Source organism: Blattabacterium sp. (Cryptocercus kyebangensis), assembly GCF_003226855.1.
Lineage (GTDB): Bacteria > Bacteroidota > Bacteroidia > Flavobacteriales > Blattabacteriaceae > Blattabacterium.
In genome coordinates this window covers 341,318-368,098 of the sequence record NZ_CP029820.1, presented here as the reverse complement: position 1 = coordinate 368,098, position 26,781 = coordinate 341,318, and the positions used below count along the sequence as shown (strand labels likewise).

Sequence of the window (26,781 nt, the reverse complement as noted above, 5' to 3'; positions counted from 1 at the left end):
GAGACCAAAAAGATTCTTTTCTTTTCTTCATATAGAAAAAAAAACAATAAAATTGATGGAATTGATATTATTGATTTATCCAATTATTTATCTTTTTCTTTTATTTCTACCAATAATTTAGGAAAAGAAGAAATGACGAGGAATTTGAAGTGTTAGGAAGAATGGATTTATCAGATAGATGTACGACGAGGATGCAATATGATGACCTTTTAAATTTTTATATTTTTTAGAACTAAAATGGAAGTGTCTCTTTTTGAAGAAATATGGGATAAAAAATTTTTATATAATAGGATAAGATCTTCTATATTCTCTGTAATCTTTTTTGATTGGATAAGAACGTCTAACATTAATAATGTATTTTTAGTCCCATATTTTTTATGGATAATTCCCTTCACCTGTTGATTTATTTGTTCCTCAATCTTTTTTAGAATATTAATTTTTATTGTATGGCTAACATATTTACAATTTCTATTTATAATAATTTTTTTTAGAATACTGAAATATTCCATCATCAAATGTTCAAGTGTAAGCAAATTCTTTTTTTGATTGTATTTTAAAGGGTTATGGCTATTAATTACATGAAATAAAGTGCAATTGGTAATAATATCTTCGGATTCCAATATTTCTTTAATTTTGTTGTATATACGTATATAAAGTCTTCCAAAAATAGGGTCACTATTCCTCGTTTTTTTTATAACTCTAATCAAAGAGTTCTGTATATACGTAAAATTTTCTTTTACTTTTAAAAAGTTTTTTCTGCTATCTTTAAGGGGTTTCAAGTTTTCTTTAGTAATTCCTTCTATACTATTTTTGTAAATAAGTTCTATAGATTTGAGCATAGGTTCTAAAATATCCGAACTTTCGGAACTTTTGTTTAAATTTATCCATCCTATTATACCAAAAATAGTTTTTTCCTCTTCAACTTTTTGATATTGTATTTTTTGATATTTTTTATAACTTTTGTAAAAAACCAATACCATTAAAAAAATAAAAAATATAAGTGCCCATACCTTTATAAAATACAAAAAATAGGCTATAATTCCTGCCATGGTGAATGCTATAACCCCTGTTAAAAACCATCCCCTTATAACTTTTAAAACTCCTGATATTCGATAAACAGCACTTTCTCTATCCCACGCTCTATCTGAAAGAGAAGTCCCCATAGAGACCATAAAAGTGACAAAAGTAGTAGATAGGGGAAGATTCTTAACGGTAGCTATAGAGATCAATATACTAGATATAGTTAAATTAGAAGAAGCTCTAACCAGATCAAAAGCAATATTTTCCTCAGAAATATTTTCCTCTTTTTGGATTTTTTTCTTAAAATTTTTTTCTATTTTAACAAGAAATCGTTTCGGAAATAAATTAAAAAATTTATTTCCGAAAAATAAAAAAAACCGAACGATTCCTCTTGCAAAAGAATTGGATAAAAATTTTTCGTTTCCTTCATTTTGTCTACTTAAATTAATTTCCGTGCTGGTAATGGTTTTTGTTTTTTTAGAAAACCAAAGTGTTAATATCATAATTATACCTGAAAATATCAGAACAAAAGATGGAATCTGTACATTTCCAGATAAACTTTTCATATTGAATCCTTCTGCAGGAGGACTTCCTGCTTCTTTCCATATGTTATAAGATTGTATACTAGCTATAGGAACTCCTATGAAATTTACTAGATCATTTCCTGCAAAAGCCATAGCTAAAGAAAATGTTCCATATAATACGACAAATTTTAATATATTATATCCTAAAAAAACAAATACTTTAGACACAATAATCCAAGTTGTAAATAATAAAATAAAAAAGAAAAAAAAATTATGATGGATCCACTTTATAAAATGTGGAATCAATAGGGATTGTACTGATAAATTATCATACATGGATCCTTGTAAAGTACTATGAAGTCCTCTTACAATCAAAAAATAAGTCATACTACTCAATGAAATAGAGGCCCATATAACTCCTGCATATTTTAATCTACTTTTATATTCAAAACTTAATAAAATCCGTATAAAATAGTGAATAAAGGCACCAGAAAAAAAAGAAATTATAATAGATAAAAAAATTCCTATACCAATTGTCAATGTTTTTTCCGCTTTAATGTATTGACTTAAATGATGAAGGGGTTCATTACTTAATGGAGAAGAAATTTTTATCATGGAAATACTGAAGGCTCCTCCTAATAAACAAAAAACCATTGATACTGTAGTAGAGGTTGGCAACCCTAAAGTGTTAAAAATATCCAATAAAATAATATCGGATATCATAACTGCTAAAAAAATAAAAATAAGATCTGAAAAATAAAAATAAGACGGATCAAAAATACCTTTTCTTGCTATTTCCATCATTCTACTAGATAAAAAAGCTCCCAATAGAATACCTAAACTAGCAAAAATAATGATAGTCTTACGAGAAGCTACTTTAGATCCAATAGCGGAATTAAGAAAATTTACGGCATCGTTAATCAACCCTACAATAAGATCGAAAATAGATAATATAAAAAGAATGACTATAATTGATGGATAAAAAATTTTCATAATAAAGAGGTAAATATTAATTAATCAATTTCACGAAAAAAACAAAAATATATTATTTTTAGAGTTTGTTTTTTTTTCATCAATTATAAATTGAAAATAATAATTTACGATCTTACAATTTTTTTAAAGAATCTTTGATTAAATTTTCTACAGTAAATTTTGGATTTTTCTCTAAAAGATCCTCTAAAACTTTTTTAGATTCTTTAGGAGAAAAACCCAATACAATCAAAGCCCTTAAAGCTTCTTTTTTTATAATGGATGGTGTATTTTTATCGAATAATGTAACATCTTTTCCTTTTTTAGAAAGAAGACCTATTTTATCTTTAAGTTCTATTATAATTCTATGAGCTGTTTTTATACCGATTCCCTTAATACTTTTAAATACTTCTGTATCTTCTTTAGAAATAGATTTTTCTATTTCATATGGAGTTAATGAAGATAACAATGTTATAGCAGAATTTGGTCCTATCCCATTTACAGATATCAAATGAGAAAATATTTTCCTTTCTATTCTATCAAAAAAACCATACAAAACATGTTTATTTTCCTTTATAAAAAGATAAGTATATATATAGATTTCCTCTTCTACTTTTTTTAATAAAAAAGAAGAATAAGTAGACGAGGATATATGAATATAATATCCTATTCCGTTACAATCTATTATTAAATAAGATTGATCCCTTTCGATTAATTTTCCTCTTAAATGTGTTATCACTATTTTATCAAAACCACTAAGTAAATAAATAGATCAATTATAAAAAAATTATTTTTTTCTGAAAAAAATTTGTATAGGAACTCCTATGAAATCGAAGTGATAACGAATTTTATTTTCAATAAATCTTTTATAAGATTCTTTTATATACTGAGGGTAATTAGAAAAAAAAATAAATTTTGGTGTATATGTAGGCAATTGAGTACAATATTTGATTTTAATCAATTTTTTTTTGATAGTAGGAGGAGGATTTTTTTTAAAAAGGGGTAACATAACTCTATTTAATAAATTCGTTTTTAATCTTTCTTTTCGTTTTCTAAAAATATGATAAGCTATGGGTATAATATTATATATTCCATCCTTATTTTTAGCCGATATAAAAAGTATGGGAACATTGTCAAATGGAGCAATGTTTTTTTTAATAAAAATTTCGAAATTTTTCTGTATAGAAAAATTTTTATTATTATGTAATAAATCCCATTTGTTAATAAGAATTATGACCCCTTTTTGATTTTTTTCAATCAATCTAAAAATATTTCTATCTTGTGATTCCCATCCACGAACCGCATCTACCATCAAAAAACAAATATCTGTGTATTTAATAGTTCTCACCGTTTTCATAGTAGAATAAAATTCAATACTTTCACTTATTTTTGATTTTTTTCTAACTCCAGGGGTATCAACTAAAATACATTTATATCCAAATTTTTTGTAGAAAACATCTAGACTATCTCTTGTGGTACCAGAAATATTTGTGACAATATGATGGTTTTTATCTAAAAAAGAGTTAATTAATGTAGATTTTCCTACGTTGGGTCGCCCAATTACAGAAAAACGTGGAAATCCCTCCCCTTTCTCTACTTTTTTTTCTACTAATCCTTTCAATATTTCTATTAATCTATCCAACATTTCTCCAGTTCCACTTCCATTTATAGCGGATATACAATAATAGTTATTGAATCCTAAACGGAAAAAATCTGTATCATGATATAGATTTTTTCCGTTATCTACTTTATTCACTACTAATAAAATTGATTTTTTACATCTTCTAAGTATTTGAGAAATTTCGATATCTAGATCGAGTAGACCTATTTTCATATCCACTAAAAACAAAATGGCATCAGAATCTTTTACAGCTATTAAAATTTGCTTTCTGATTTCTGTATCGATTATATCTGTATTATTGGGGGGATTATAACCTCCTGTATCTACTACAGAAAAATGGACTCCATTCCATTCAGAATCTCCATAAATTCTATCTCTCGTTACTCCACTTTGACCATGAACTATAGCTTTCCTTTGTCCTATAATACGGTTAAATAAAGTTGATTTTCCTACATTCGTACGTCCTACTATGGAAACTAGGTAACTCATTCTTAAAAATTATTCACAAAGGTAGAATTTTTTAACTATTTTCATTCATAGATTCTTAGTCAAAGTGTATATTACTAAAAAAAATGCGTATAGATATTGTTAGCGTTATTCCTGAAATACTCAAGGGGCCCTTTTCAAATTCTATTATTAAAAGAGCTATAAATAAAAAAATCATAGAAATTTATCTTCATGATTTACGAAAATATGGTTTAGGAAAACGTAAAAAAGTAGATGATTATCCTTATGGAGGAGGATCCGGTATGGTTATTAGAATAGAACCTGTATATCGGTGTTTCCATAAACTTTTTTCAGAAAGAAATTATGATGAAAAAATTTTTATGACTCCTGATGGAAATATTTTTTCACAAAAATATGCTTATGAATTTTCTTGTAAAAAAAATATTATTATTCTTTGTGGTCGTTACAAAGGTATTGATCAAAGAATCCGAGAAAACTTAATTTCCAAAGAAATATCTATTGGTCCTTATGTTTTATCTGGAGGAGAATTAGCCGCTGCTGTTGTAGTAGAGGCTGTAACTAGATTGTTACCTGGAGTACTAAATAATCCAGATTCTATGATTACAGATACGTTTCAAATTGGATCTATACCTCCTCCCCCTCTTTACACTCGTCCACTCATTTATAAAGGCCTATCTGTACCCAGAATACTTTTATCTGGACATCATCAAAAAATAAAAGATTGGTTCTATAAAAAATCTATCCTGAAAAAAAAAATTTGATTTTTAAATTCTAAGTTTTTATTCCATAAATTAATCGTTCTATAACCTTGTTAATTTTTTCTAAATCAATTTTTTTTATTACGTCTTGCATCATTTTCCGAATGTTTTGATTACATAAATTACCTATACTTCCTTCATGAGAATAAATTCCCATCGTAAAGGGTTCAAAACATCCATTTTCTATATTAGAACCAACTTTCTTATAAGCTTCTCTAAATGACATTCCTTCTTTTACAAGTTTATGGACTACTTCTACACTGAATAAGTATTTATACTTATCCTCTTGAAGAATATCATTTCTAATTACGATATGATTTAACATATACCTAAATATAGAAAAACATTTTTTTAATTCATCAAAAATAGGTAAAAATCTTTCTTTAATTATTTGAAAATCTCTATGGTATCCAGAACACAAATTAGATGAAATCAAAGAAATTTCATTTGGGAATGAAGAGATTCTATTACATTTAGCTCTTATAAGTTCAAAAACATCTGGATTTTTCTTATGAGGCATGATGCTTGATCCAGTAGTAAGAAAATCAGGAAAACTAATAAAATTGAAATTTTGGCTCAAATATAAGCAAATATCTTGAGACATTTTACCCAAAGTATTTGCTAAAGAAGCAATGGCTTCTGTAACTATTCTTTCCATTTTCCCTCGTCCCATTTGAGCATATATAACATTATAATTTAAATTTTCAAATCCTAATAATTCCGTTGTCATTGTTCTATTTAAAGGGAAAGTAGATCCATAACCAGCTGCGGAACCTAAAGGATTTTTATTGGTAATACTATAAGCGGTGCTAATTAATAACATATCATCTATCAAACTCTCTGCATATGCAGCAAACCAAAGTCCAAAAGAAGAAGGCATTGCAATTTGATAATGTGTATAACCAGGCATTAATATATTTTTATATTTTTCACTTAATTGTAATAATAAATCAAAAAAAGAATAAACCATTGATACAATTTCTTTGATTTCTGTACGAATAAAAAGTTTTAAATCTACCAATATTTGATCATTTCTAGATCTTCCACTATGAATTTTTTTTCCTACTTCTCCTAATCGATGGGTTAACAAAAATTCTACTTGAGAATGAACATCTTCTATCCCTTCATCTATTTGAAAATTATTTGTTAGTATTTCGTTTATATAAATGTAACGTAATTCCTTAATTAAAATTTCTAAATCTTTTTTAGATAATAATCCAATACTTTCTAACATAATCACATGAGCTATCGTTCCAATGATATCATGTGGAGCTAAAAGTAGATCCAATTCCGAATCTTTCCCTGAGGTAAAATTTTCTATTTCTCTATTAGTCTCTTTTTTCCCAATTTTCACGTGATCACATTTTTTATATTTTTTCTATCTTTATCAAATAGATAAATCAAATATAAAACTATAAATTTTTTAGAAAAAATTTCTAATAAAATTCGTAATTATGAGTAAAAAAACAGATTATACTGCAGATAGTATACAATCTTTAGAAGGAATTGAACATATAAGGATGAGACCTTCCATGTACATTGGAGACATAGGGATGAGAGGCTTACATCATTTGGTCTACGAAGTGATAGATAATTCTGTAGATGAATCCTTAGCAGGTTTTTGTAATAGAATATTGGTTACAATTCATAAAAATGGATTTATTACAGTTATTGATAATGGTCGTGGAATTCCAATAGAAATTCATAAAAAAGAAGGAAAATCAGCTCTTGAAGTGGTAATGACTAAAATTGGAGCAGGTGGAAAATTTGATAAAAATTCCTATAAAGTTTCTGGAGGATTACATGGTGTAGGAATTTCCTGTGTAAATGCCTTATCTAGAACCCTTATTGTTACCATTTATCGTAACGGAAAAATTTACCAACAGGAATATTTTAAAGGAAAAGCCCTTTATGATGTAAAGTGTTTAGGAAACACTAATAAGAGAGGGACCAAAATATATTATATAGCTGATAATTCTATTTTTAGTTCTATAACATATGATTATAACATATTATTCACACGTTTGCAAGAATTATCTTTTCTAAATAAAGGACTACACTTATTTTTAAAAGACGAAAGGAATAACATAGAAATCCAAAAAAAAGAATACTTTTTCTCTAAAAATGGATTAAAAGAATATCTTTCTATTCTAGATAAAAATCAAGAATCCTTAACAAAAAATATTATTTCTTTTGAAGGGGAGAAAGAAAATACCATTATAGAAGTAGCTATGCAATACAATACTTCTTTCAAAGAAAGAATTTATTCTTATGTTAATAATATTCATACTTATGATGGAGGAACTCATCTTTCTGGATTTCGAAGAGCCTTAACCCGAACGTTAAAGAAATACACTGATGGATATGGCCTTTTATCCAACAAAGATAAAATAGAATTTACGGGAGATGATTTTCGAGAAGGAATTACAGTTATTCTTTCTATAAGAGTTATGGAACCAAAATTTGAAGGACAAACTAAAACAAAATTAAGCAATCATGAAGTAGGAGGAATTGTAGAAAAATTTGTTGGGGAAAGGTTGAACAGTTATCTAGAAGAAAACCCTAATGATAGAAAAAAGATTATCGATAAAGTAATATTAGCGGCTAAAGCTCGTCAAGCATCCAAAAAAGCGCGAGAATTGATCCAAAAAAAAAATCCAATCTACAATAATATTTTACCTGGAAAATTAGCTGACTGCTCATTCAATGATCCAGAAAATTGCGAAATTTATTTGGTAGAAGGAGATTCTGCAGGGGGTACTGCTAAACAAGGTAGAGATAGAAATTTTCAAGCTATATTACCTTTACGAGGAAAAATTCTAAATGTAGAAAAAGCAATGGAGTATAAGATATTTGAAAATGAGGAAATAATAAATATATTTACCTCTTTAGGAGTTTTTATTGAGAAAGAAGAAAATAAAAAAAATTTAAATATAAAAAAACTTAGATACAATAAAATTATTATTATGACAGATGCGGATATAGATGGTAGTCATATTTCTACTTTGATTTTAACCTTATTTTTTCGTTATATGAAACCATTAATAGAAAAAGGACATATTTATATTGCTACGCCTCCACTTTATTTAATCCGAAAAGGTAATCGTTCTCAATACGCTTGGAGTGATCAAGAAAGAGAAAATATTATTCATAAATTAGGAGGAAGGAGAAATAAGGTCAACATACAACGTTACAAAGGATTAGGAGAAATGAATGCAGAACAACTTTGGGAAACGACTATGAATCCTAAAAAAAGAACCTTACGAAAGATTAATATAGAAAATATTTCGGAGGCAGATAAAATATTCTCCATTCTTATGGGTGATGAAGTTCCACCACGTAGAAATTTCATAGAAAAAAATGCGATACATGCAAAAATTGATGTTTAGTTAATAATTTATGAATTATATTCAGTCAATCCTATTAGGAATTATTGAAGGAATTACAGAGTTTTTTCCTATTTCTTCTACAGGACATATGATACTTGCATCTTCCTTAATGGGAATTCTAGAGAAAAAGATAACAAAATTATTTCTAATATCTGTTCAACTTGGAGCTATTTTTTCGTTAGTTTTTTTATATGGAAAAAAGTTTTTTTTTCAAAAATGGGATTTTTATTTAAAGATTTTTATAGCTAGTTTCCCCATATTTATTTTTGGTTTTTTATTAAAAAATAAAATAAATTTTTTTTTAGAAAATCCACTTATGGTATCTATTTCTCTTTTTATAGGAGGAATAGTTATTTTGATAGTGGAAAATTTTTATGAAAAAAATTTTTCTAAAAAAAAAGATTACAGAATAACTTATTTTAAAGCTTTTATTATTGGATTAGGTCAATGTTTTTCTATTATTCCTGGAGTATCTAGAAGTGCGACTACTATAGTATCTTGTATGTTACAAAACATTAAAAGAAAAAAGGCTATTGAATTTTCTTTTTTTTTATCTTTTCCTATTATTTTCATTGCTACATGTAAAAAATTATTTGACCATTACTTTCAATTCAAGTATTTCAGTTTTTCATTTAATTTTCGTAGATTTTTTATAGATAATAAATTTTTTTTACAAGAAGATATAAAATTATTATTAGTTGGAAATATAGTAGCTTTTATTACAGGAATTTTATCCATAAAATGCTTTATGTCCTATCTAAAAAAAAATAATTTTAAAATATTCGGATATTATAGAATTATTTTGGGCCTTCTATTCATTATGATACATTATTTTATTAAACCAATTGAAAAGCTTTGATAAAAAATTTTTCAGAATTTGAAAATGGGAAGCTCTTATTAATAGATAAACCTTGGGGATGGACTTCTTTTGAAGTAGTTAAAAGAATTAAGAAAAAAATGATTGGTTTTTATAATAGAATAAAAATAGGACATGCTGGAACTCTAGATCCTCTTGCTACAGGTCTTTTAATTATTCTTACAGGAAAATACACAAAAAAAGTAGATTCTATTCAAAATTATAAGAAAACTTATACAGGTATTATAAAAATGGGATGTGTCACTCCATCTTTTGATTCAGAAACAAAAGAATATAATTTTTCTTCTACCTCCCACATAAATTCTGAACTTATTCAAAAAATATCTCAAAAATTTATTGGTGAAATAGATCAATTTCCACCCTATTTTTCAGCATTAAAAATAGAAGGAAAGAGATTTTATGAATATGCTAGAAAAGGGGAAAAAATAAAAAATATGAAACCTAGACGAGTAAAAATTTATAAATTTCATATCCTAAAAATTGGAATACCCTATATCAAATTTTTTATAGAATGTGGAAAAGGAACTTATATTCGATCTATAGCCCAAGATTTCGGAATAGAGATAAAAAGTGGTGCCTATCTTCTTTCTTTAAGAAGAGAACGTATAGGCCCCTTTTCTATAAAAGATTCTTCTATGGAACTATAACTTTAAAATAAAATTACCATGTTCTCTTTCTATATCCTCTATGATAAGTTCTTATTTTTCCAAATATGAAATTTTTGATGAACTTCTTCCTCACTTAATCCTCCTCTTTTAACTCCTTCTAATAAATGTTTTTTTAGTAATACTCCATTTTTAGAAAAAATGGATCTTACCGTATCAGTAGGTTGTGCCCCTTTGATCAACCATGATACAGCATTTTTCATTTTTAATACTGTTGAAGGAGGATTCGTATTAGGATTATAAGTCCCTATTTTTTCAATAAATTTCCCATTTCGTGGGGAACGAGAATCGGCTACAACTATATGGTAAATAGGCCTATGTTTTTTTCCAATTCTTTTTAAACGTATTTTTACAGACATAATTTGATGAATTCTGGTAATGATCAAAAAAACTTATATTCTAAAAAAATTTTTTTTTAATCTATTCAAAATATCGTTTTTTCCCTTTCTAATATACTAACTAATTTTTTTTCCTATTTTATATGGGAGTCTATTCGTAAATTTTCTAGATGGATCCTATCATCCCAAAAAATATCCTTATCCATAATTGTAATGTTTTTGAAAAAAAATGGTATATATTTACATTTTTCATAGACCCGTTGTGTAACGGTAGCACAGCAGATTTTGGTTCTGTTAGTTGGGGTTCGAGTCCCTACGGGTCTGTTACCGATTATCCTTTTATAGATGTTGAATTTTACAAAATGAGTATTGGAATGAAAGTAAAAAAAGAAAAAATTTTACTAATAGCATTTTTAAGTTTTTTCGCATACGTGTTTATTCACTTATCAAAAAACTTTTTTGGATTAGATAAATTAACTCTTTGCCTGTTTAGATATTTCGTTATTTCTATTTTCATATTTTATGCTTTTTTGAAAAAAGACTTAACCACTTGGATCTTATTATCCATAATCATAGGAATAGAATTCGGTATAGATCACCCTGAAATTGCTGTAGAATTGAGATTTTTATCTCAAATATTTTTGAGACTTATAAAAACTATTATAGCTCCAATATTATTTTCCACTTTGGTAGTTGGTATAGCCAGTCACTCTAACATTAAACAATTAGGAAGTATGGGGTGGAAATCCTTATTGTATTTCGAAATAGTTACTACTTTAGCCTTGTTCATTGGTCTTATTGCCATTAATGTTTCTCAAGCTGGAGTGGGAATTGTTATGCCTTCAGGAATAACTTCACATCAATTTCCAAAAGTAGAAAGTAAAACTTGGCAAGATACCATTCTTCACGTATTTCCAGAAAATTTCATTAAATCTATATATCATGGAGATGTATTGCCTATTGTTGTTTTTTCCGTAATTTTCGGAATATCTATGCTTTTTTTAGATGAAAAAAAACGTAGACCTATATTGTCATTTACAGAGAGTATTTCAGAGATCATGTTTAAATTTACTAAGATAATCATGTATTTTGCCCCTATCGGAGTCGGTTCTGCTATAGCTTATACAGTAGGACATATGGGTTTGGATATATTATATAATCTTTTTCAGTTATTATTTACACTTTATATTGCTTTGTTAATATTTTTGATAGTGGTTTTATTTCCCATTCTTTTATGGATTAAAGTTCCTTTAAGGGGATTTGTAAAAGCTTTAATGGAGCCTGTATCATTAGCGTTTGCCACTACAAGTTCCGAATCTGCTTTACCCCTTCTTATGGAAAATTTAGAAAAATTAGGTGTTCCAAGGAAAATTATTGCTTTTGTGATTCCTACAGGTTATAGCTTTAACTTAGATGGAACTACTCTTTATTTATCTTTAGCCACTGTTTTTGTAGCGCAAGCTTCTGGAATCCCTTTAAGTTTTAGTCAGCAAATATTTATAGGTTTAACTTTAATTTTAACTAGTAAAGGTGTGGCTGGAGTCCCTAGAGCCTCTTTAGTAATTCTTTTAGCAACTGTTTCTTCTTTTGGTCTACCTACTTGGCCTATATTAGCGATTATAGGAATAGATGAATTAATGGATATGGCTCGTACTACCGTAAATGTTATAGGAAACGGATTAGCTAGTTGCGTCATTGCTCGTTCCGAAGGAGAATTAGATGATGAAAAAATGTTAGATTATATAAAAAAAAACCGTGATAACGGTTTATAAAGTTAATAAATTTAATCGTATTTTTTTACAGAACTTTTGAAAAGTAATTGTTTCTTTTATAAGAAAAAAAACTATTCTATAGTTTCAAATGGAGTAGTAACCAAAAAGAGCCATTCAAACATAGCTCTAATAAAATATTGGGGGAAACAAAAAAATAAAATTCAAATACCGTTGAATTCGTCTATTAGTTATTCTCTAGGAGAGGTTTACACGGTAACAAGACTAATTTATCATCTTAGAGATAAAAAAAAAAAAGATCTATAAGAATTTTCTTTTCTGGAAAAGAAAAAACTAATTTTCTTCCCAAAATTTTGGAATTTTTTCATAGAATATCATTTTATTGTTCTTATTTGCGATATTTTAATTTTGTTATAAAAACCGATAATACTTTTCCACACAGTAGTGGAATTGCTTCTTCTGCTTCTTCCATGAGCGCTTTAGCTTTATGTATTATGGAAATAGAAAAAAAATTAGATTCTTCTTTAAAAGAAGATTTTTTTTTAAAAAAAGCTTCTTTTTTAGCTAGATTAGGATCTGGAAGTGCTTGTAGATCTATATATCCTGGACTTGTAGTTTGGGGAAAACATAAATCAATAAAAGGGAGTAATAATCTTTATTCTATCCCTTATCCCTATAAGATACACCCAATATTTACAAAAATGGGGGATACTATTTTGGTAATAGATGAAGAACCTAAAAAAATTTTAAGTTCAAAAGGACATCAATTAATGAATAACCATCCTTATGCTAAGGAAAGATTAAAATGTGCTAATAGAAATATGGATAGACTGATATCCATATTAAAAATAGGAGATTTTACAAAATTTGGAGAATTAATAGAACATGAATCTTTAAATCTTCATGCTATGATCATGACCTCTAATCCCTATTTTTTATGGATGAGACCGAATACCCTTCACGTACTTCATAAAGTATGGGATTTTAGAAAACAAAGCAAAAAAAACATCTATTTTACACTAGATGCAGGTGCAAATGTTCACCTTTTGTATCCTATTCAAGAAAGAGAGGCCATAATAAGGTGGATATATAGTGATCTTATCTATTATTGCAAAAAAATTATAGAAAGTTTTTGTCAATAAATTAATTGATTGTCTATATTTGTTAGAGTATTACTATACACGAATAAATGGTGGATGTAGCTCAGTTGGTTTAGAGCATCAGATTGTGGTTCTGAGGGGCGCCGGTTCGAATCCGGTCTTCCACCCAAAATTAAATTAATTTAATACTTTTTTTATCCTTGTAAGGGCTTCTATAATTTTATCTTCTGTGGAAGCATAAGAAATACGTAAACATTCATTATCCCCAAAAGCACTTCCACTAACAGTGGAAACTTGAGCTTTTTCAAGAAAAAAAGAAGATAAATCCTCCGAATTTTTAATAATTCTTCCATGGAACTTTTTTCCAAAAAGATCTGAAACTTTTGGAAATACATAAAAAGCTCCATTTGGTTTATTTATTATTTGAAATTCAGGAATTTCCTTCATCATATCCAAAACTAAATTTCTTCTTTTTTTAAACTCCTTGATCATATATTCTATTTCAATTGGTGAAGCGTTTAATGCAGAAATAGCTGCACGTTGTGCGATAGAATTAGCACAAGAAGTTATTTGTCCCTGTATTTTATCACAAGACTTAGCAATCCATTCCGGAGCTCCAATATACCCAATTCTCCATCCAGTCATAGAGAAAGCTTTAGATAATCCATTTAGGGTTATTACTCTATCATAAATATCAGTAAAACTGGCAATACTAATATGTTTTCCTGAGTAACAAATGTGTTCATAAATTTCATCAGAAAGAATAATTATTTTTGGATGTCTCTTAAAAATATCTACTAAATTTTTTAATTCTTTATAAGAGTAAACACTTCCTGTAGGATTACATGGTGTATTTAAAATAAATAATTTTGTTTTTGGTGTAATAGATTCTTCTAAATTTTTTGGATTAATTTTAAAATTTTTTTCCATAATTGTTGGAATAATCACAGGAATCGCTTCACATAATTTCACCATTTGATAATAACTTACCCAATAGGGTGCTGGAATAATAACTTCATCCTTTCGATTAAGTAAAGATAAAAGAACATTCATAATAGATTGTTTTCCACCAGTAGAAACCACAATCTGAGATGGAAAATATTTCAATCCATTATCACGATAAAATTTTTTGCATATTACTTCTCTAAGTTCTAAATATCCAGATACGGGAGTATAGTAATGATAGAGCCCTTCATCAATAGCTTTTTTAGCATCGTTTAAAACAAAATTTGGTGGATAAAAATTTGGTTCTCCCAAACTTAAGTTAATAATATCATACCCTTTATTTTTTAATTTTCTAGCTTTATTAGACATAGCTAAAGTTTGCGAATAAGATATATTTTGTAAACGTTTGGATAATAATCTATTTTTCATGGATAGATAATTTGAAATGATTGCAAATCTAAATAAATTTGTATTCATTTATCCATATGGAATTAATTAAAAAGTATTTTCCAAATCTATTGGATCATCAAATACATCAATTATATTCTTTAAAAAATTTATATGAATATTGGAATACTTATGTCAATCTTCTTTCTAGAAAAACATTCTATAATTTTTATCAACAGCATGTTCTTTTTTGTTTAGGAATTGCTAAAGTTTTTCCTTTTTACCCTGGATCCTTTGTTATGGATTTAGGTACAGGAGGTGGATTTCCAGGGATCCCTTTATCTATAATTTTTCCTAATACAAAATTTATATTGGTTGATTCCATTAGAAAAAAAATTAAAATTGTAGAGAAAATAATCTATGATCTACAATTAAAAAATGCACATGCTATTTGTATACGTGCAGAAAAATTAGAATATAGATTTGATTTCGTGGTTAGCAGATTTGTAACAAAAATATCCAAAACTCAAAAATGGATAAAAAATAAATTTAGATACAAATCCAACTATATAATTAAAAATGGATCCTTATATCTAAAAGGAGGTGACCTTTCTAAAGAATTAGAAAAATTTCCTCATGCGGTAGAATATCCTCTAATGAATTATTTTAGAGAACCATTTTTCATTACCAAAAAAGTTATTTGGATTTCCAATATTTAAGATTTTTTTATTATAAAATACCAATTAAAAAAAATAAAGATGAATCCTAAAAAAAATTTTATTGAAAAAGTAAAAAAAAAAGGAGGATGGGTAAATGCGCATTCTCACTTGGATAGAGCTTATACTCTAACGAAAAAAAATTTTAAATATTCTTATTATTCCCTTAATAAAAAATGGTATTTAGTTGATGAAATGAAACGTTTAGCTACAGAAGAAGACATTTATATTAGAATGGAAAAAGCTTTGGAATACTTTTTAAAACAAGGGACACAAGCTTTATGTACTTTTATTGATGTGGATGAAATTATTGAAGACCGGGCATTAAAAGCTGCTAAAAAATTGAGAAATAATTATGGAAATTCAATCCATATTCGTTTTGCAAATCAACTACTTAAAGGGGTTTTGAATAAAAAATCTAAATATTGGTTCGATAAATCAGTAGAATTTGTAGATATCATTGGTGGATTACCTGCTAAAGATTATGGAAAAGAAAATGAACATCTAGATGTATTATTAAAAACAGCTAAAAAAAAGGGAAAATTAGTACATGTACATGTAGATCAATTTAATACAAGTGAAGAAAAAGAAACTGAAAAACTAGCAAAAAAAACTATTGAACATGGTATGCAAGGAAAGGTAGTAGCCATACATAGTATTTCTTTAGCAGCACATGATAGAAAATATCGTTATGAAATATATAGATTAATGAAAAAAGCTAATTTAATGGTAATATCTTGTCCTATTGCTTGGATTGACCATACTAGAAGTGAACGGTTGACACCTAGCCATAATTCTATTACTCCAGTAGATGAAATGATTCCTGAAGGAATTATAGTGGCTTTTGGAACAGATAATATATGCGATATATACAAACCTTTTTCTGATGGAAATCTTTGGATAGAATTACGAGTTATGTTAGAAGCTTGTCATTATTATGACATAGACCATTTGGTTGAAATTTCTACAAAAAACGGATTAAAAGTATTAGGTTTAGAATAGACCTATTTATTTTATTTCTTTTCTGGTCGCATTTGCGGAAAAAATAATACTTCTTGAATAGAACTTTTATTCGTAAATAACATGACCAATCGGTCTATTCCAATTCCAATACCTGCAGTAGGAGGCATACCAAATTCTAAAGCTCGTATAAAATCTTTATCAAGAAACATAGATTCATCTGTATTTTTTTCGGATAATTTTATTTGTTCTCTAAAACGATCAAGTTGATCTATAGGATCATTAAGTTCTGAATAAGAATTAGCAATTTCTTGTCCGTTTATAAGAAGTTCAAAACGTTCTGACAAATTTTTTTTATGACGATGTTTTTTCGTTAAAGGGCTCATTTCTATAGGAAAATCGATAATGTAAGTAGGATTTATGTAATTTTTTTCGCATTTTTCTTCAAAAATGTTTTCAATCATTTTAGCTTTGCTAATTTTTATATTTTCCTCCATCTCTATATGCAATTTTTTACAAACTTTTCTTAACTCTTCCTCTTCCATATCTCTAAGATCAAATCCAGTATGTGTTTGAATAGAATCCAATATAGGGATTCGTGGAAATGGAGTTTTAAAATTAATACTATTTTTTTCTATTAAAATGTCCTTATCCTCTTTTTGAACTTTTTTGTAAATACACTTCATAAGTTCTTCTGTAAATTTCATCATCCAATAATAATCTTTATAAGCAACATAAAGTTCTAATACAGTAAATTCTGGATTATGAATACGATCCATTCCTTCATTTCTAAAATTTTTAGAAAATTCATAGACTCCGTGAAATCCACCAATTATTAGTCTTTTTAAATAAAGTTCATTAGCAATACGTAAATACAATGGAATTCCAAGTGAATTATGATAGGTAATAAAAGGACGAGCTACAGCTCCACCTGGAATAGATTGTAGAATAGGAGTATCCACTTCTAAATAACCTTTATCGTCTAAGAAATTTCTAATTTCTCGTATTATACGAGTCCGTTTTAAGAAAATTTTTCTAACATGATCATTCACAATAAGATCTACATAACGCATGCGATAACGTTGTTCTGTATTAGAAAAAGCATCATATATTTTTTTATTTTTATCTATTTTTACTTGTGGCAATGGTCGTAAAGATTTAGATAAAATAGTTAATCTATGGACATGTATAGTAATTTCATCCATTTTTGTCTTAAATAAAAGACCTTTCACTCCAATAATGTCTCCTATATCTATAAGTTTTTTTAAAAGAATATTGTAGGATTCCTCTTTTCCCATTTTTTCTGAGTAAAAATGATTCTTATTAAAGTATATTTGTATACATCCCGTGTGGTCTTTCATTTCTCCAAACGAAGCTTTTCCTAAAATTCTCAAACGTATTAAACGTCCAGCTATGCTTATGGGGTCTTTTTCTATAAAATTTTTTTTTATATCAAAAATAGTGTTTTTAATGAAATATTCCTCTGGAGGATAAGGATTTATCCCTAATAGTCTTAGTTGATTTAATTTTTTTCTACGTATAATTTGTTGTTCTGATAAATTAGGCATAAAAATATTTCATGCAGAGAATTGTACGTTTATAAAAACAACACGAAGGTACATTTGTTTTTTTTATTGTATTATTAATTTTTCAAAATTAAAAAATTATGAAAAAAAAAATACTCTTTTTCGAAGACTTAGGAAAAAAAGAATATCAAGAAACTTGGAAATATCAAAAAATATTATTTGATGATATTATCCAAAAAAAAGTAAAAAATAGATTTTTTCATACTAAAAAAGAAATAGCAGGATATTTACTATTTGTAGAGCATCCACATGTATATACTATAGGAAAAAATGGAAAATATAAACATTTATTAGTATCATCGGATTTTTTAAAAAAAATAGATGCTACATTTTATCAAACAGATAGAGGAGGAGATATAACTTATCATGGTCCTGGACAATTAGTGGTATACCCCATTTTAAATATGGACTATTTTTTTACTGATATTCACAAATATCTACGTTTCTTAGAAGAAGTAATTATCCATTTTTTAAAAAATCATGGAATAAAAGGGGAACGAGAAAAAGGAAAAACTGGAGTTTGGTTAAAGAAAAAAAACGGTAAATATAAGAAAATATGTTCGATAGGAATTAGAATGAGTCGTTGGGTAACCATGCATGGTTTTGCTCTAAACGTAAATACAGATTTACGATATTTTGATTACATCATTCCTTGTGGTCTTCTCAATAAAGAAGTAACTTCTTTAGAGAAAGAATTAAAAAATAAGATATCCTTTTCCGATACAAAATATCTATTAAAAAGATCTTTTAAAGAAATTTTTAATGTAGAATTTCTTATAAATATAAAAAGAAAAGTTATCTAATAGATTTAGAAATCATGATTCCATCTTTATCTACTTCCGTTAAAAGTACATTTTGTAATGTATTTTGAAATGTGGGATTTGAAGATATCTTTGTTCGAATATAATTTTCTGTATATCCATACAAATATTCGTTATTCGTAGAATCATTCTCAAACAAAACAGTTTTTTTCGTATAAATTTGTCTTTCACAAAAAAAAAGATATTTTTTTTTGGAAAGAATTCTTAATATTTTGTTCCGTTTCCATTGTATTTTTTTAGATACTTTTCCATGTATAGCTATAGATTTAGTATGGGGTCTTTCAGAATAAGAAAATATATGTAAAGAAGAAATTTCTAATTTTTTCAAAAAATGAAAAGTTTCTAAAAAATGTTTATGTGTTTCTCCAGGAAATCCAACAATAATATCTGAACCTATATAAGCATCTGGAATTAAATTCCGGATAATTTTCACTTTTTCTTGATAAAGTTCTCTTCTATAACGTCTTTGCATTTTTCCCAATATATCGTTACTTCCAGATTGTAAAGGAATATGAAAGTGTGGAACAAAATGTTTGCTTTTCGATAAAAATTCAATACATTCTTTTTTCAATAAATTAGGTTCTATTGAAGATAAACGTATTCTACCCTTTTCTTTGATTTGATCTATAGCCTGTATTAAATCAAAAAATGTATAGGGGCGACGTTCATGGATCCCATATATTTTTTTCCCATAGTCTCCAATATTTATCCCCGTTAATACTATCTCTTTGACCCCCTTATTAAAAAGTAGCCTTATTTTTTTCAATATATTTTCTATACTCTCAGATCGAGAGGGCCCTCTTGCCATAGGAATAATACAATAACTACACTTGTAATCACATCCATCCTGTATTTTTAAAAAAGAACGAGTTCTATCTCCAATAGAATACGATGAAAAATAAGAAGATGTTTTTTTTGAAATAATTTTTGCAGGATATCTTTTGAATAAAAGGACTTTATTTAGATAATCAGTTATTTTAAATTTTTCTTCAGAACCCAATACCATGTCTACGCCACGTATATAAGAAATTTCTTTAGGATTCAGTTGTGCATAACATCCTACTGCAATAATAAAAGATTTTGAATTTTTCTTCATAAAAGAACGTACAATGTACTTAAATTCCGAATCTGCATTTTTTGTTACAGAACAACTATTTATCACATAAATATCTGCAACTTCCTTGAAAGAAACATGTTCATAATTTAAATTAGAAAATTTTCTCTCTATAGTGGAAGTTTCTGCATAATTCAGTTTGCACCCCATTGTATAAAATGCAACTTTTTTTTTATCCATTTCTATGAAAAATAATATTATTTACCGGAAATAAACCTTTTTTAAGAAGAGAAATAATCTAAAATTCCACTATGACTAGCAACCATAGATTTTTCCCCTTTTTTCCAATTTGCTGGACAAACTTCTCCAATTTTTTCATAATACTGAAGTGCATCTATCATACGAATTGCTTCATCTACATTTCTACCCAAAGGAAAGTCATTAATTAAAAGATGTCTTATAATCCCCTTTTTATCTATTAAAAACAATCCTCTATAAGCAATCATTTCTCCCGTTGATTTCAATTCTTCATTATTGCAAATCCAATTTGCAGACAAAACTCCATAGTTATGGGATATAGTTTTATTGATATCGGAAACGATAGGATATGTAACTCCATATATACCCCCTTTTTCTTTTGGAATCTGCAACCAAGCCCAGTGAGATTGTTCTGTATCTGTAGATATAGCAATTATTTGTACATTTCTAGATTCAAAATCCTTCATCTTTTCTTGAAATGCATATATTTCTGTTGGACATACAAAAGTAAAATCTTTAGGATAGAAAAATAGCAAGACATACTTCCTTCCCTTAAATTGTTCCAAAGTAAAATTTGGAACAATTTCTTTCCCATTCAATACTGCATTAGCTGTAAAATCAGGCGCTTTTTTTGCAATTAATGTATTCATTTTTCAATATTTTATATGAACGAATTTACCAAAATTCTTATAAGAATCAAAAATAAAACAAGGATTCTATCCTTTTACATAAATTCTAGAAGGAATATTTTTTCATTTTTATACATATCTATGTAATTTTTTATTAAGTTCATTTTTTAAACTTGTTAAATTCATTATCTTTTCCAAAAGATCTTTTTTATTATCAATTTTAATATTTTTTCGAAAATTACTGATCTCTTGTTGAATTAATTTCAAAAAATATTGGGACTTATATTTCAATAAAAGGTCCATAAGATATCGATCTATGTTTTCCTCTTTGGAGGGAACTTCAATTCCTTTTCTATTCCATTTGGATAAGGAATAGGATTTTTGATTTTGATTATCAAAAAATTTCCATTTTTTTATGGGATCTTTTTGTAAACAAATTTGGTCAAATATTTTCTGATGAAAATCCAAAGAAAAACGAAAGTTATGGAATTGAAAAGTCTGGAATATTTTTTCGGAAACTGTAGTCTTGTATCCTTCTATTTTTACCTCCTTATCTCCATAATTTAAAATAAACTGAATCAATTTTTCTTCAATTAGAAGAAGAATATTTTTGTTGTTTTTTTCTGAACTAATACTACTAATAGTCTTATTTTTCTTCTTATAAATTTTTTTATTACTTATTCTTTCCAATTCATAAATTATAATTTCTTTACGAATTTTTAGCTTTTTGGAAGCTTCTTCTATGTATAATTCTCTTTGGATAAGATTGGATACTTTTGAAATGCTCTTCAAAATATTCAAAACTAAAAACGATTTTTTAATTGGATCATCTTGAAAGAATTTTTCAAACATTTTTTGTTTAAAAGAAACAAAATTATAACTTTTTTTTCCTAAAAAATCTCTCAATTGAGAATAAGAATATTTTTTTGAAAGAGTATCTGGATCTTCTCCGTTATGAGTAAATAATATACGTAAGTTCATTTCTTGTTCCAAGAACATATTTATTACTCTTAAAGAAGCTTGAATTCCAGAACGATCCCCATCATAAAAAAGAACAATATTTTTTGTAAATTTCTTGATTAACAATATTTGATCGATGCTCAAGGAAGTACCAGAAGAGGAAACCACATTTTTTATCCCAGATTGATACAAAGAAATTACATCTGCATATCCCTCTACTAAATAACAAAGATTCTCTCTTAAGAGAGTTTTTTTCGCTTGAAATAAACCATACAAAATTTTACTTTTTTGAAAAATATCGTTTTCGGATGAATTTAGATATTTCGTTGTACGGGAATAACTATTAATGGTCCTCCCACCAAATCCTATAACCCCACCTGACAAATCATGTATTGGAAAAATGACACGTTCACGAAAACAGTCGAAATTATTGGATTTTTTTAATCCAGTAAGACCCGATTTTTTTAAATCACATATTTTAAATCCTTTTTTTAAAGCTGTTTCCGTAAATAATTTCCAAGAGGAATTGGCATAACCTAATTCAAATTTATGAATCGTTTTCATATCAAAGCCTCTTTTTTTCATTAAATAATTCAATCCCTTTTCTTGACCTTCTTTTGTGGAATGCAATTGTTTAATGAAAAAACATTTTGCATAATTCTGTATTAAGTATAAAATTTCATATTTTTCATGATTTATTTTCCTAAAATCTGTATTTTTTTCAGATTCATGAATCTTTATATTATACTTTTTAGCTAGATAATGCAAGGATTCTACATAAGTTAATTTTTCGTATTCCATAAGAAAAGTGATGATATTTCCACCTTTTCCAGAACTGAAATCTTTCCATATTTTTTTTGTAGGAGAAACGATCAGAGAAGGTATTTTTTCATTAGAAAAAGGACTAAGACCTCTATAGTTTAGACCACTTTTTTTTAAAAAAACGAAATCTCCGATAACTTCTTCTATCAAAGAAGCAGAAAATATTCGTTTTATAGTTTCTTTAGAAATCATGATTCTTTAAAAAAAAAGAATAAGAATACAAAAATATGATTTTAAATGCTTCCTAATTTCATTCTATGAATAATTTTTTTTGGATTAGAATTCGAAAAAATAGTAGTTCCTGCTACCAATATGTCTGCTCCATTTTTGAATAATAAAGAAGAATTTTCTAAATTAATACCTCCATCTACTTCGATAAGTGCAGAAGAATTTTTTTTTAAAATCAAATCTTTAGTATCTTCTAGTTTTTGATAAGTTTGATGAATAAATTTTTGTCCGCTAAAACCAGGATTTACGCTCATTAACAAAACAAAATCTATATCTTTAATAACATCTTGTAAAAGAAAAATGGGAGTATGAGGATTTACTGCTACACCCACTTTCATTCCATATTCTTTAATGGCATAAATAGTTCTGTTCAAATGAAGACAAGCTTCATAATGAACATGTAAGTTATCTGCTCCACAGGATTTAAATTCTTCTATATAGTGTTCTGGTTGCATAATCATTAAATGAACATCTATAGGTTTATGGGTATATTTTTTTACATGTTTGATAAACAAAGTCCCAAAAGAAATATTAGAAACAAAAGAGTAATCCATAATATCAATATGGAACCAATCTGCTTCACTTTTATTCAGCATTTCTATATCACGATATAAAAAAGCCAGATCTGCTGAAAGTAAAGATGGAGAAATAATTTTTTTCATATTTTATATTTTTCTAAAAAAATTGAAATGAATCAATAAAAATCATGAAATCATCGTTTCACTAATACCTGTTTTAGAAAAACCTCCATCATGATACAAATTTTGCATTGTTACTTTTCTTGTAAAATCTGAAAAAAGTGTAATTATATAGTTTGCGCAATCTTGTGCAGAAGCATTTCCTAAAGGAGATATTTTTTCAGATAAAATAAAAAATTGATTGAATCCTTTAATAGATTTTGCTGCTCTTGTCACACTAGGAGATTGTGAAACCGTATTAACCCTTACTTTTTTTTTTATTCCCCAATGATAACCAAAATTACGTGTAATACTCTCTAAATAAGATTTATAATCCGCCATATCTCCATAATATGGAAAACTTCGTTGAGAAGCAACATAAGTTAGAGCCACAATAGATCCCCATTTATTCATGGCGTCTTTACTCCAAGCCGTTTGCATGATTTTATGATAGGATACGGCAGATATTTCCCATCCCTTTCTCAAAAATTCATAATTCATAGAGGTATAAGGGATCCCTTTTCGAATATTTATGGACATAGCAATGGAATGCAATAGAAAATCTATTTTTCCTCCAAAATGATCTAAAGTTTTATCAAACAAAAAATTAAGATCTTTAATAGAAGTGGCATCTGCAGGGACTACCATGGATTCTGTTTTATGAGATAATTCATAAATTTTTCCCATTCTTAAAGAAGCCGGGGTATTTGTTAAAATAAAAGACGCTTTTTCTTTATAAGCACGTTCTGCTACCTTCCAAGCAATAGAATTTTCATCAAAAGCTCCAAATATAATTCCTTTTTTCCCTTTCAATAGATTATAAGACATAGTTAAAAATTAAACCAAAAATACCTATTTTTTCTTGAATTAAATCTCAAAAACTTCTTTTATTAAAGGCAAATAGTCCAATTTTTCCCATGTGAAAAGTTCTACTTCTTGTTTTTTTTTATTTCCTTCTATATCCGAAAAATATTTCCATACTTTTTTTGGAATTTTTCCCATATGTCCATAAACAGCCGTTTCCTCATATATTGGGTTACACAATTTTAATCTTTTTGTTATAGAGTAAGGACGAAAATCAAAAATTTTCTTAATTTTTAGTACAATATCTTCATCCATAAGTTCTCTTCTAGAGGACCCATAAGTATTCACAAAAATTCCTATCGGTTCTGCAACACCAACGGCATAAGATATTTGTATCGATAATTCATCGGCGACTCCTGCTGCAACAAGATTTTTTGCAATATGCCTAGCAGCATAAGCCGCCGATCTATCCACTTTAGAAGGGTCTTTTCCAGAAAAAGCCCCTCCTCCATGAGAACCTCTTCCTCCATAAGTATCCACTATAATTTTTCTTCCGGTAATTCCAGTATCTCCGTGAGGTCCTCCAGTAACAAATTTACCTGTAGAATTTATGTAATACTTCGTTCTATCGGTAAATAATTTTTTTATATCCTTCGATAGGATATTATTCTTTACCCTTGGTATCAAAATATTTTTAATATCTTGAACTATCCGTTTATGCATTTTTTCTTTTGTGTCAAATTCATCATGTTGAGTTGAAATTACAATGGTGTGAATATGGATAGGGATATTTTTATCAGAATATTCCATAGTAACTTGCGATTTTGCGTCTGGACGTAAATAAGGCATCTTTTCTCCTTCATTTCGTATGGATGAAAGTTCCCTTAATAGATGATGAGACATTTCTAATGATAAAGGCATATAATTTTCTGTTTCCTTAATAGCATACCCAAATACAATCCCTTGGTCTCCAGCTCCTTGATTTTCTTTTTTCTTATTTTGTATACCCTGGAATAGATCTCTAGATTGTTCTTGAATAGAAGAAATAACACCACAAGAATCTGCATTGAATCTATATTCATTTTTAGTATATCCAATCTTCCTAAGAATATCACGAGCTACTTTTTGAACATTCACCCAAGTTTTAGAATTTACTTCTCCTGCTAATACAATTTGCCCCGTAGTAACTAAAGTTTCTATAGCTACTTTTGCTTCTGAATCATAGGCCAAAAAATGATCTAATATAGCATCCGATATTTGGTCCGATATTTTATCAGGATGTCCTTCTGAAACAGATTCGCTAGTGAATAAATAAGGCATTTTTTTTCTTTGATGACTTAGCTTGTTCTTCTCCTAAATTCTATTTTTTATTTTAAAATTTTTGAATTTTAATGGATTCTTTATGCAATAGTTTGAAAATTTCTTCAATAAGCTCTTCCGAAACACCTAACCCTTTTCCTAATTTTATAGCTTTATTCAAAATATCCTCCCATCTATTTTTCTGTAATAAAGCTATATTATATTCTTTTTTAAGAATTCCTAATTTTTTGGAAATTTTCATTCTTTCTGCTAAAAGAGTAATAATATTTTCATCTATTTCATCAATTAGGATTCTTAAAGAATCTAACTGATTTTGATATTTTTCATCATAATTATTAGAATATATCAAATTTTTTAACATTTCCAAAAGTTTTTCAGGAGTGATTTGTTGTTTAGCATCACTCCAAGCATGATCAGGATCACAATGACTTTCTATCATCAATCCGTCACATCTAAAAAAATGAAAAGCTATTTTGGAAATTTCCAAAATTCCTTTTTTATTTCCACAAATATGTGAAGGATCACAAATAACAGGAATTCTAGGAAGAATACTCCTAAAATTCAATAATATATTCCAGTTAGGTTGATTACGATATTTCGATGTTTTATAGGTATAAAAACCACGATGGATAACCCCTAATTTTTTCACTCCTTTTACAAATAAACGTTCTAAAGCTCCTATCCATAATTCTAGATCAGGATGTATAGGATTTTTTACTAAGACAATTTTATCCTCTTTTCCTTTTAAAGAATCCGCAATTTCTTGAACAGTAAATGGACTTGCTGTACTTCTTGCTCCTATCCAAAGAATATCTATATCAAAAGATAACGCCAATTTTACATGTTCTGCATTGGCTACTTCCGTAGCTACCATTAATCCTGTATTTTTTTTTACATTTTTTAGCCATTGAAGTCCATCTTTCCCAATTCCTTCAAAGTTATTCGGTTTAGTTCTAGGTTTCCATATACCGGCTCTAAATACTTTTACATAGGATTGGTCCAACCTTATAGCTGTTTCTTTTATTTGTTGTTCGCTCTCTGCACTACAAGGACCAGATATGACTAGGGGTTTGTCAAATTTTTCAATCCAAGATCTGTCTATACTATTATTTAGAATATTTTTTTCCATCACAATACAATTTATACATTATACAT

Annotated in this window: 22 protein-coding genes, 2 tRNA genes and 1 pseudogene; 11 read left to right on the top strand and 14 right to left on the bottom strand. The window is 27.6% G+C overall.

What is annotated here, in order from left to right; genetic code table 11:
- Window positions 1-209: 209 nt before the first annotated feature.
- From DM815_RS01815 to der, 3 genes are all read right to left on the bottom strand, one after another.
- A complete protein-coding gene (locus DM815_RS01815) occupies window positions 210-2,537 on the bottom strand; it encodes an inorganic phosphate transporter (protein WP_110508924.1) in 2,328 nt (775 codons plus the stop codon).
- 112 nt (window positions 2,538-2,649) lie between these two features.
- Window positions 2,650-3,252: a Holliday junction branch migration protein RuvA gene (gene ruvA / locus DM815_RS01810; protein ID WP_110508922.1), complete on the bottom strand. Its 603-nt coding sequence runs from the start codon at window positions 3,250-3,252 to the stop codon at window positions 2,650-2,652.
- Window positions 3,253-3,300: 48 nt separating this feature from the next.
- Window positions 3,301-4,623: a ribosome biogenesis GTPase Der gene (gene der, locus DM815_RS01805; RefSeq protein ID WP_110508920.1), complete on the bottom strand. Its 1,323-nt coding sequence runs from the start codon at window positions 4,621-4,623 to the stop codon at window positions 3,301-3,303.
- 83 nt (window positions 4,624-4,706) lie between these two features.
- Here der and trmD point away from each other — a divergent pair, with 83 nt between their 5' ends.
- Window positions 4,707-5,363: a tRNA (guanosine(37)-N1)-methyltransferase TrmD gene (trmD, locus tag DM815_RS01800; RefSeq protein WP_110508918.1), complete on the top strand. Its 657-nt coding sequence runs from the start codon at window positions 4,707-4,709 to the stop codon at window positions 5,361-5,363.
- A gap of 10 nt (window positions 5,364-5,373) precedes the next feature.
- Here trmD and argH read toward each other — a convergent pair whose 3' ends face one another.
- Window positions 5,374-6,714 (bottom strand): argininosuccinate lyase, encoded by a 1,341-nt coding sequence (argH, locus tag DM815_RS01795; RefSeq protein WP_110508916.1) that lies wholly within the window; start codon window positions 6,712-6,714, stop codon window positions 5,374-5,376.
- Window positions 6,715-6,814: 100 nt separating this feature from the next.
- On the opposite strand from argH, the gene gyrB reads away from it, so the two are divergent.
- From gyrB to truB, 3 genes are read left to right on the top strand one after another with little or no spacing between them, the layout of a single operon-like run.
- Window positions 6,815-8,749 carry a DNA topoisomerase (ATP-hydrolyzing) subunit B gene (gene gyrB, locus DM815_RS01790; RefSeq protein ID WP_110508914.1) on the top strand — a complete coding sequence of 645 codons (1,935 nt, stop codon included), beginning with the start codon at window positions 6,815-6,817 and terminating at the stop codon, window positions 8,747-8,749.
- A gap of 10 nt (window positions 8,750-8,759) precedes the next feature.
- Window positions 8,760-9,608 carry an undecaprenyl-diphosphate phosphatase gene (locus DM815_RS01785; RefSeq protein ID WP_110508912.1) on the top strand — a complete coding sequence of 283 codons (849 nt, stop codon included), beginning with the start codon at window positions 8,760-8,762 and terminating at the stop codon, window positions 9,606-9,608.
- The gene (truB, locus tag DM815_RS01780) at window positions 9,608-10,273 is read left to right on the top strand and encodes a tRNA pseudouridine(55) synthase TruB (RefSeq protein WP_410491983.1); all 666 of its coding nucleotides are present in this window, start codon (window positions 9,608-9,610) and stop codon (window positions 10,271-10,273) included. Before DM815_RS01785 ends, truB begins: the two co-directional genes overlap by 1 nt.
- Before the next feature lie 38 nt (window positions 10,274-10,311).
- On the opposite strand, the gene rpsP is transcribed toward truB, so the two are convergent.
- Complete coding sequence (rpsP, locus tag DM815_RS01775; protein ID WP_110509404.1) at window positions 10,312-10,650, bottom strand: 30S ribosomal protein S16; 339 nt, start codon at window positions 10,648-10,650, stop codon at window positions 10,312-10,314.
- A gap of 232 nt (window positions 10,651-10,882) precedes the next feature.
- Here rpsP and DM815_RS01770 point away from each other — a divergent pair.
- From DM815_RS01770 to DM815_RS01755, 4 genes and pseudogenes are all read left to right on the top strand, one after another.
- Window positions 10,883-10,953 (top strand) — tRNA-Gln (locus DM815_RS01770).
- A gap of 38 nt (window positions 10,954-10,991) precedes the next feature.
- A complete protein-coding gene (locus tag DM815_RS01765; protein ID WP_110508908.1) occupies window positions 10,992-12,401 on the top strand; it encodes a dicarboxylate/amino acid:cation symporter in 1,410 nt (469 codons plus the stop codon).
- Between the two features lie 36 nt (window positions 12,402-12,437).
- A pseudogene (locus tag DM815_RS01760) lies at window positions 12,438-13,501 on the top strand (diphosphomevalonate/mevalonate 3,5-bisphosphate decarboxylase family protein).
- Between the two features lie 49 nt (window positions 13,502-13,550).
- A tRNA-His gene (locus DM815_RS01755) sits at window positions 13,551-13,627 on the top strand.
- 9 nt (window positions 13,628-13,636) lie between these two features.
- Here the strand turns inward: DM815_RS01755 and DM815_RS01750 are convergent.
- Entirely contained in the window at window positions 13,637-14,833 is a 1,197-nt protein-coding gene (locus DM815_RS01750; protein WP_110509402.1) for a pyridoxal phosphate-dependent aminotransferase, read from the bottom strand.
- A gap of 56 nt (window positions 14,834-14,889) precedes the next feature.
- On the opposite strand from DM815_RS01750, the gene rsmG reads away from it, so the two are divergent.
- Window positions 14,890-15,510: a 16S rRNA (guanine(527)-N(7))-methyltransferase RsmG gene (gene rsmG, locus DM815_RS01745; RefSeq protein WP_110509400.1), complete on the top strand. Its 621-nt coding sequence runs from the start codon at window positions 14,890-14,892 to the stop codon at window positions 15,508-15,510.
- A 39-nt stretch (window positions 15,511-15,549) separates the two neighbouring features.
- On the top strand, window positions 15,550-16,509 hold the full coding sequence (locus DM815_RS01740) for an amidohydrolase family protein (protein ID WP_110508906.1): 960 nt from the start codon (window positions 15,550-15,552) through the stop codon (window positions 16,507-16,509).
- Between the two features lie 11 nt (window positions 16,510-16,520).
- Here DM815_RS01740 and lysS read toward each other — a convergent pair whose 3' ends face one another.
- Window positions 16,521-18,035 carry a lysine--tRNA ligase gene (lysS, locus tag DM815_RS01735; protein WP_110508904.1) on the bottom strand — a complete coding sequence of 505 codons (1,515 nt, stop codon included), beginning with the start codon at window positions 18,033-18,035 and terminating at the stop codon, window positions 16,521-16,523.
- A 98-nt stretch (window positions 18,036-18,133) separates the two neighbouring features.
- Between lysS and lipB the strand changes: the two genes are divergently transcribed.
- Window positions 18,134-18,856 carry a lipoyl(octanoyl) transferase LipB gene (lipB, locus tag DM815_RS01730; RefSeq protein ID WP_110508902.1) on the top strand — a complete coding sequence of 241 codons (723 nt, stop codon included), beginning with the start codon at window positions 18,134-18,136 and terminating at the stop codon, window positions 18,854-18,856.
- Here lipB and mtaB read toward each other — a convergent pair.
- The 7 genes from mtaB to DM815_RS01695 form a co-directional block, all read right to left on the bottom strand.
- Window positions 18,849-20,168 carry a tRNA (N(6)-L-threonylcarbamoyladenosine(37)-C(2))-methylthiotransferase MtaB gene (gene mtaB, locus DM815_RS01725; protein WP_110508900.1) on the bottom strand — a complete coding sequence of 440 codons (1,320 nt, stop codon included), beginning with the start codon at window positions 20,166-20,168 and terminating at the stop codon, window positions 18,849-18,851. The genes lipB and mtaB overlap by 8 nt on opposite strands.
- A gap of 41 nt (window positions 20,169-20,209) precedes the next feature.
- Complete coding sequence (locus tag DM815_RS01720; RefSeq protein ID WP_110508898.1) at window positions 20,210-20,836, bottom strand: peroxiredoxin; 627 nt, start codon at window positions 20,834-20,836, stop codon at window positions 20,210-20,212.
- 108 nt (window positions 20,837-20,944) lie between these two features.
- Entirely contained in the window at window positions 20,945-22,789 is a 1,845-nt protein-coding gene (dnaG, locus tag DM815_RS01715; RefSeq protein WP_110508896.1) for a DNA primase, read from the bottom strand.
- Window positions 22,790-22,830: 41 nt separating this feature from the next.
- On the bottom strand, window positions 22,831-23,487 hold the full coding sequence (gene rpe / locus DM815_RS01710) for a ribulose-phosphate 3-epimerase (RefSeq protein ID WP_110508894.1): 657 nt from the start codon (window positions 23,485-23,487) through the stop codon (window positions 22,831-22,833).
- Window positions 23,488-23,529: 42 nt separating this feature from the next.
- The gene (locus DM815_RS01705; protein WP_110508892.1) at window positions 23,530-24,330 is read right to left on the bottom strand and encodes an enoyl-ACP reductase; all 801 of its coding nucleotides are present in this window, start codon (window positions 24,328-24,330) and stop codon (window positions 23,530-23,532) included.
- A 39-nt stretch (window positions 24,331-24,369) separates the two neighbouring features.
- On the bottom strand, window positions 24,370-25,626 hold the full coding sequence (gene metK / locus DM815_RS01700; RefSeq protein ID WP_110508890.1) for a methionine adenosyltransferase: 1,257 nt from the start codon (window positions 25,624-25,626) through the stop codon (window positions 24,370-24,372).
- 52 nt (window positions 25,627-25,678) lie between these two features.
- Entirely contained in the window at window positions 25,679-26,755 is a 1,077-nt protein-coding gene (locus DM815_RS01695) for a bifunctional 3-deoxy-7-phosphoheptulonate synthase/chorismate mutase type II (RefSeq protein WP_110508888.1), read from the bottom strand.
- Window positions 26,756-26,781: the final 26 nt, after the last annotated feature.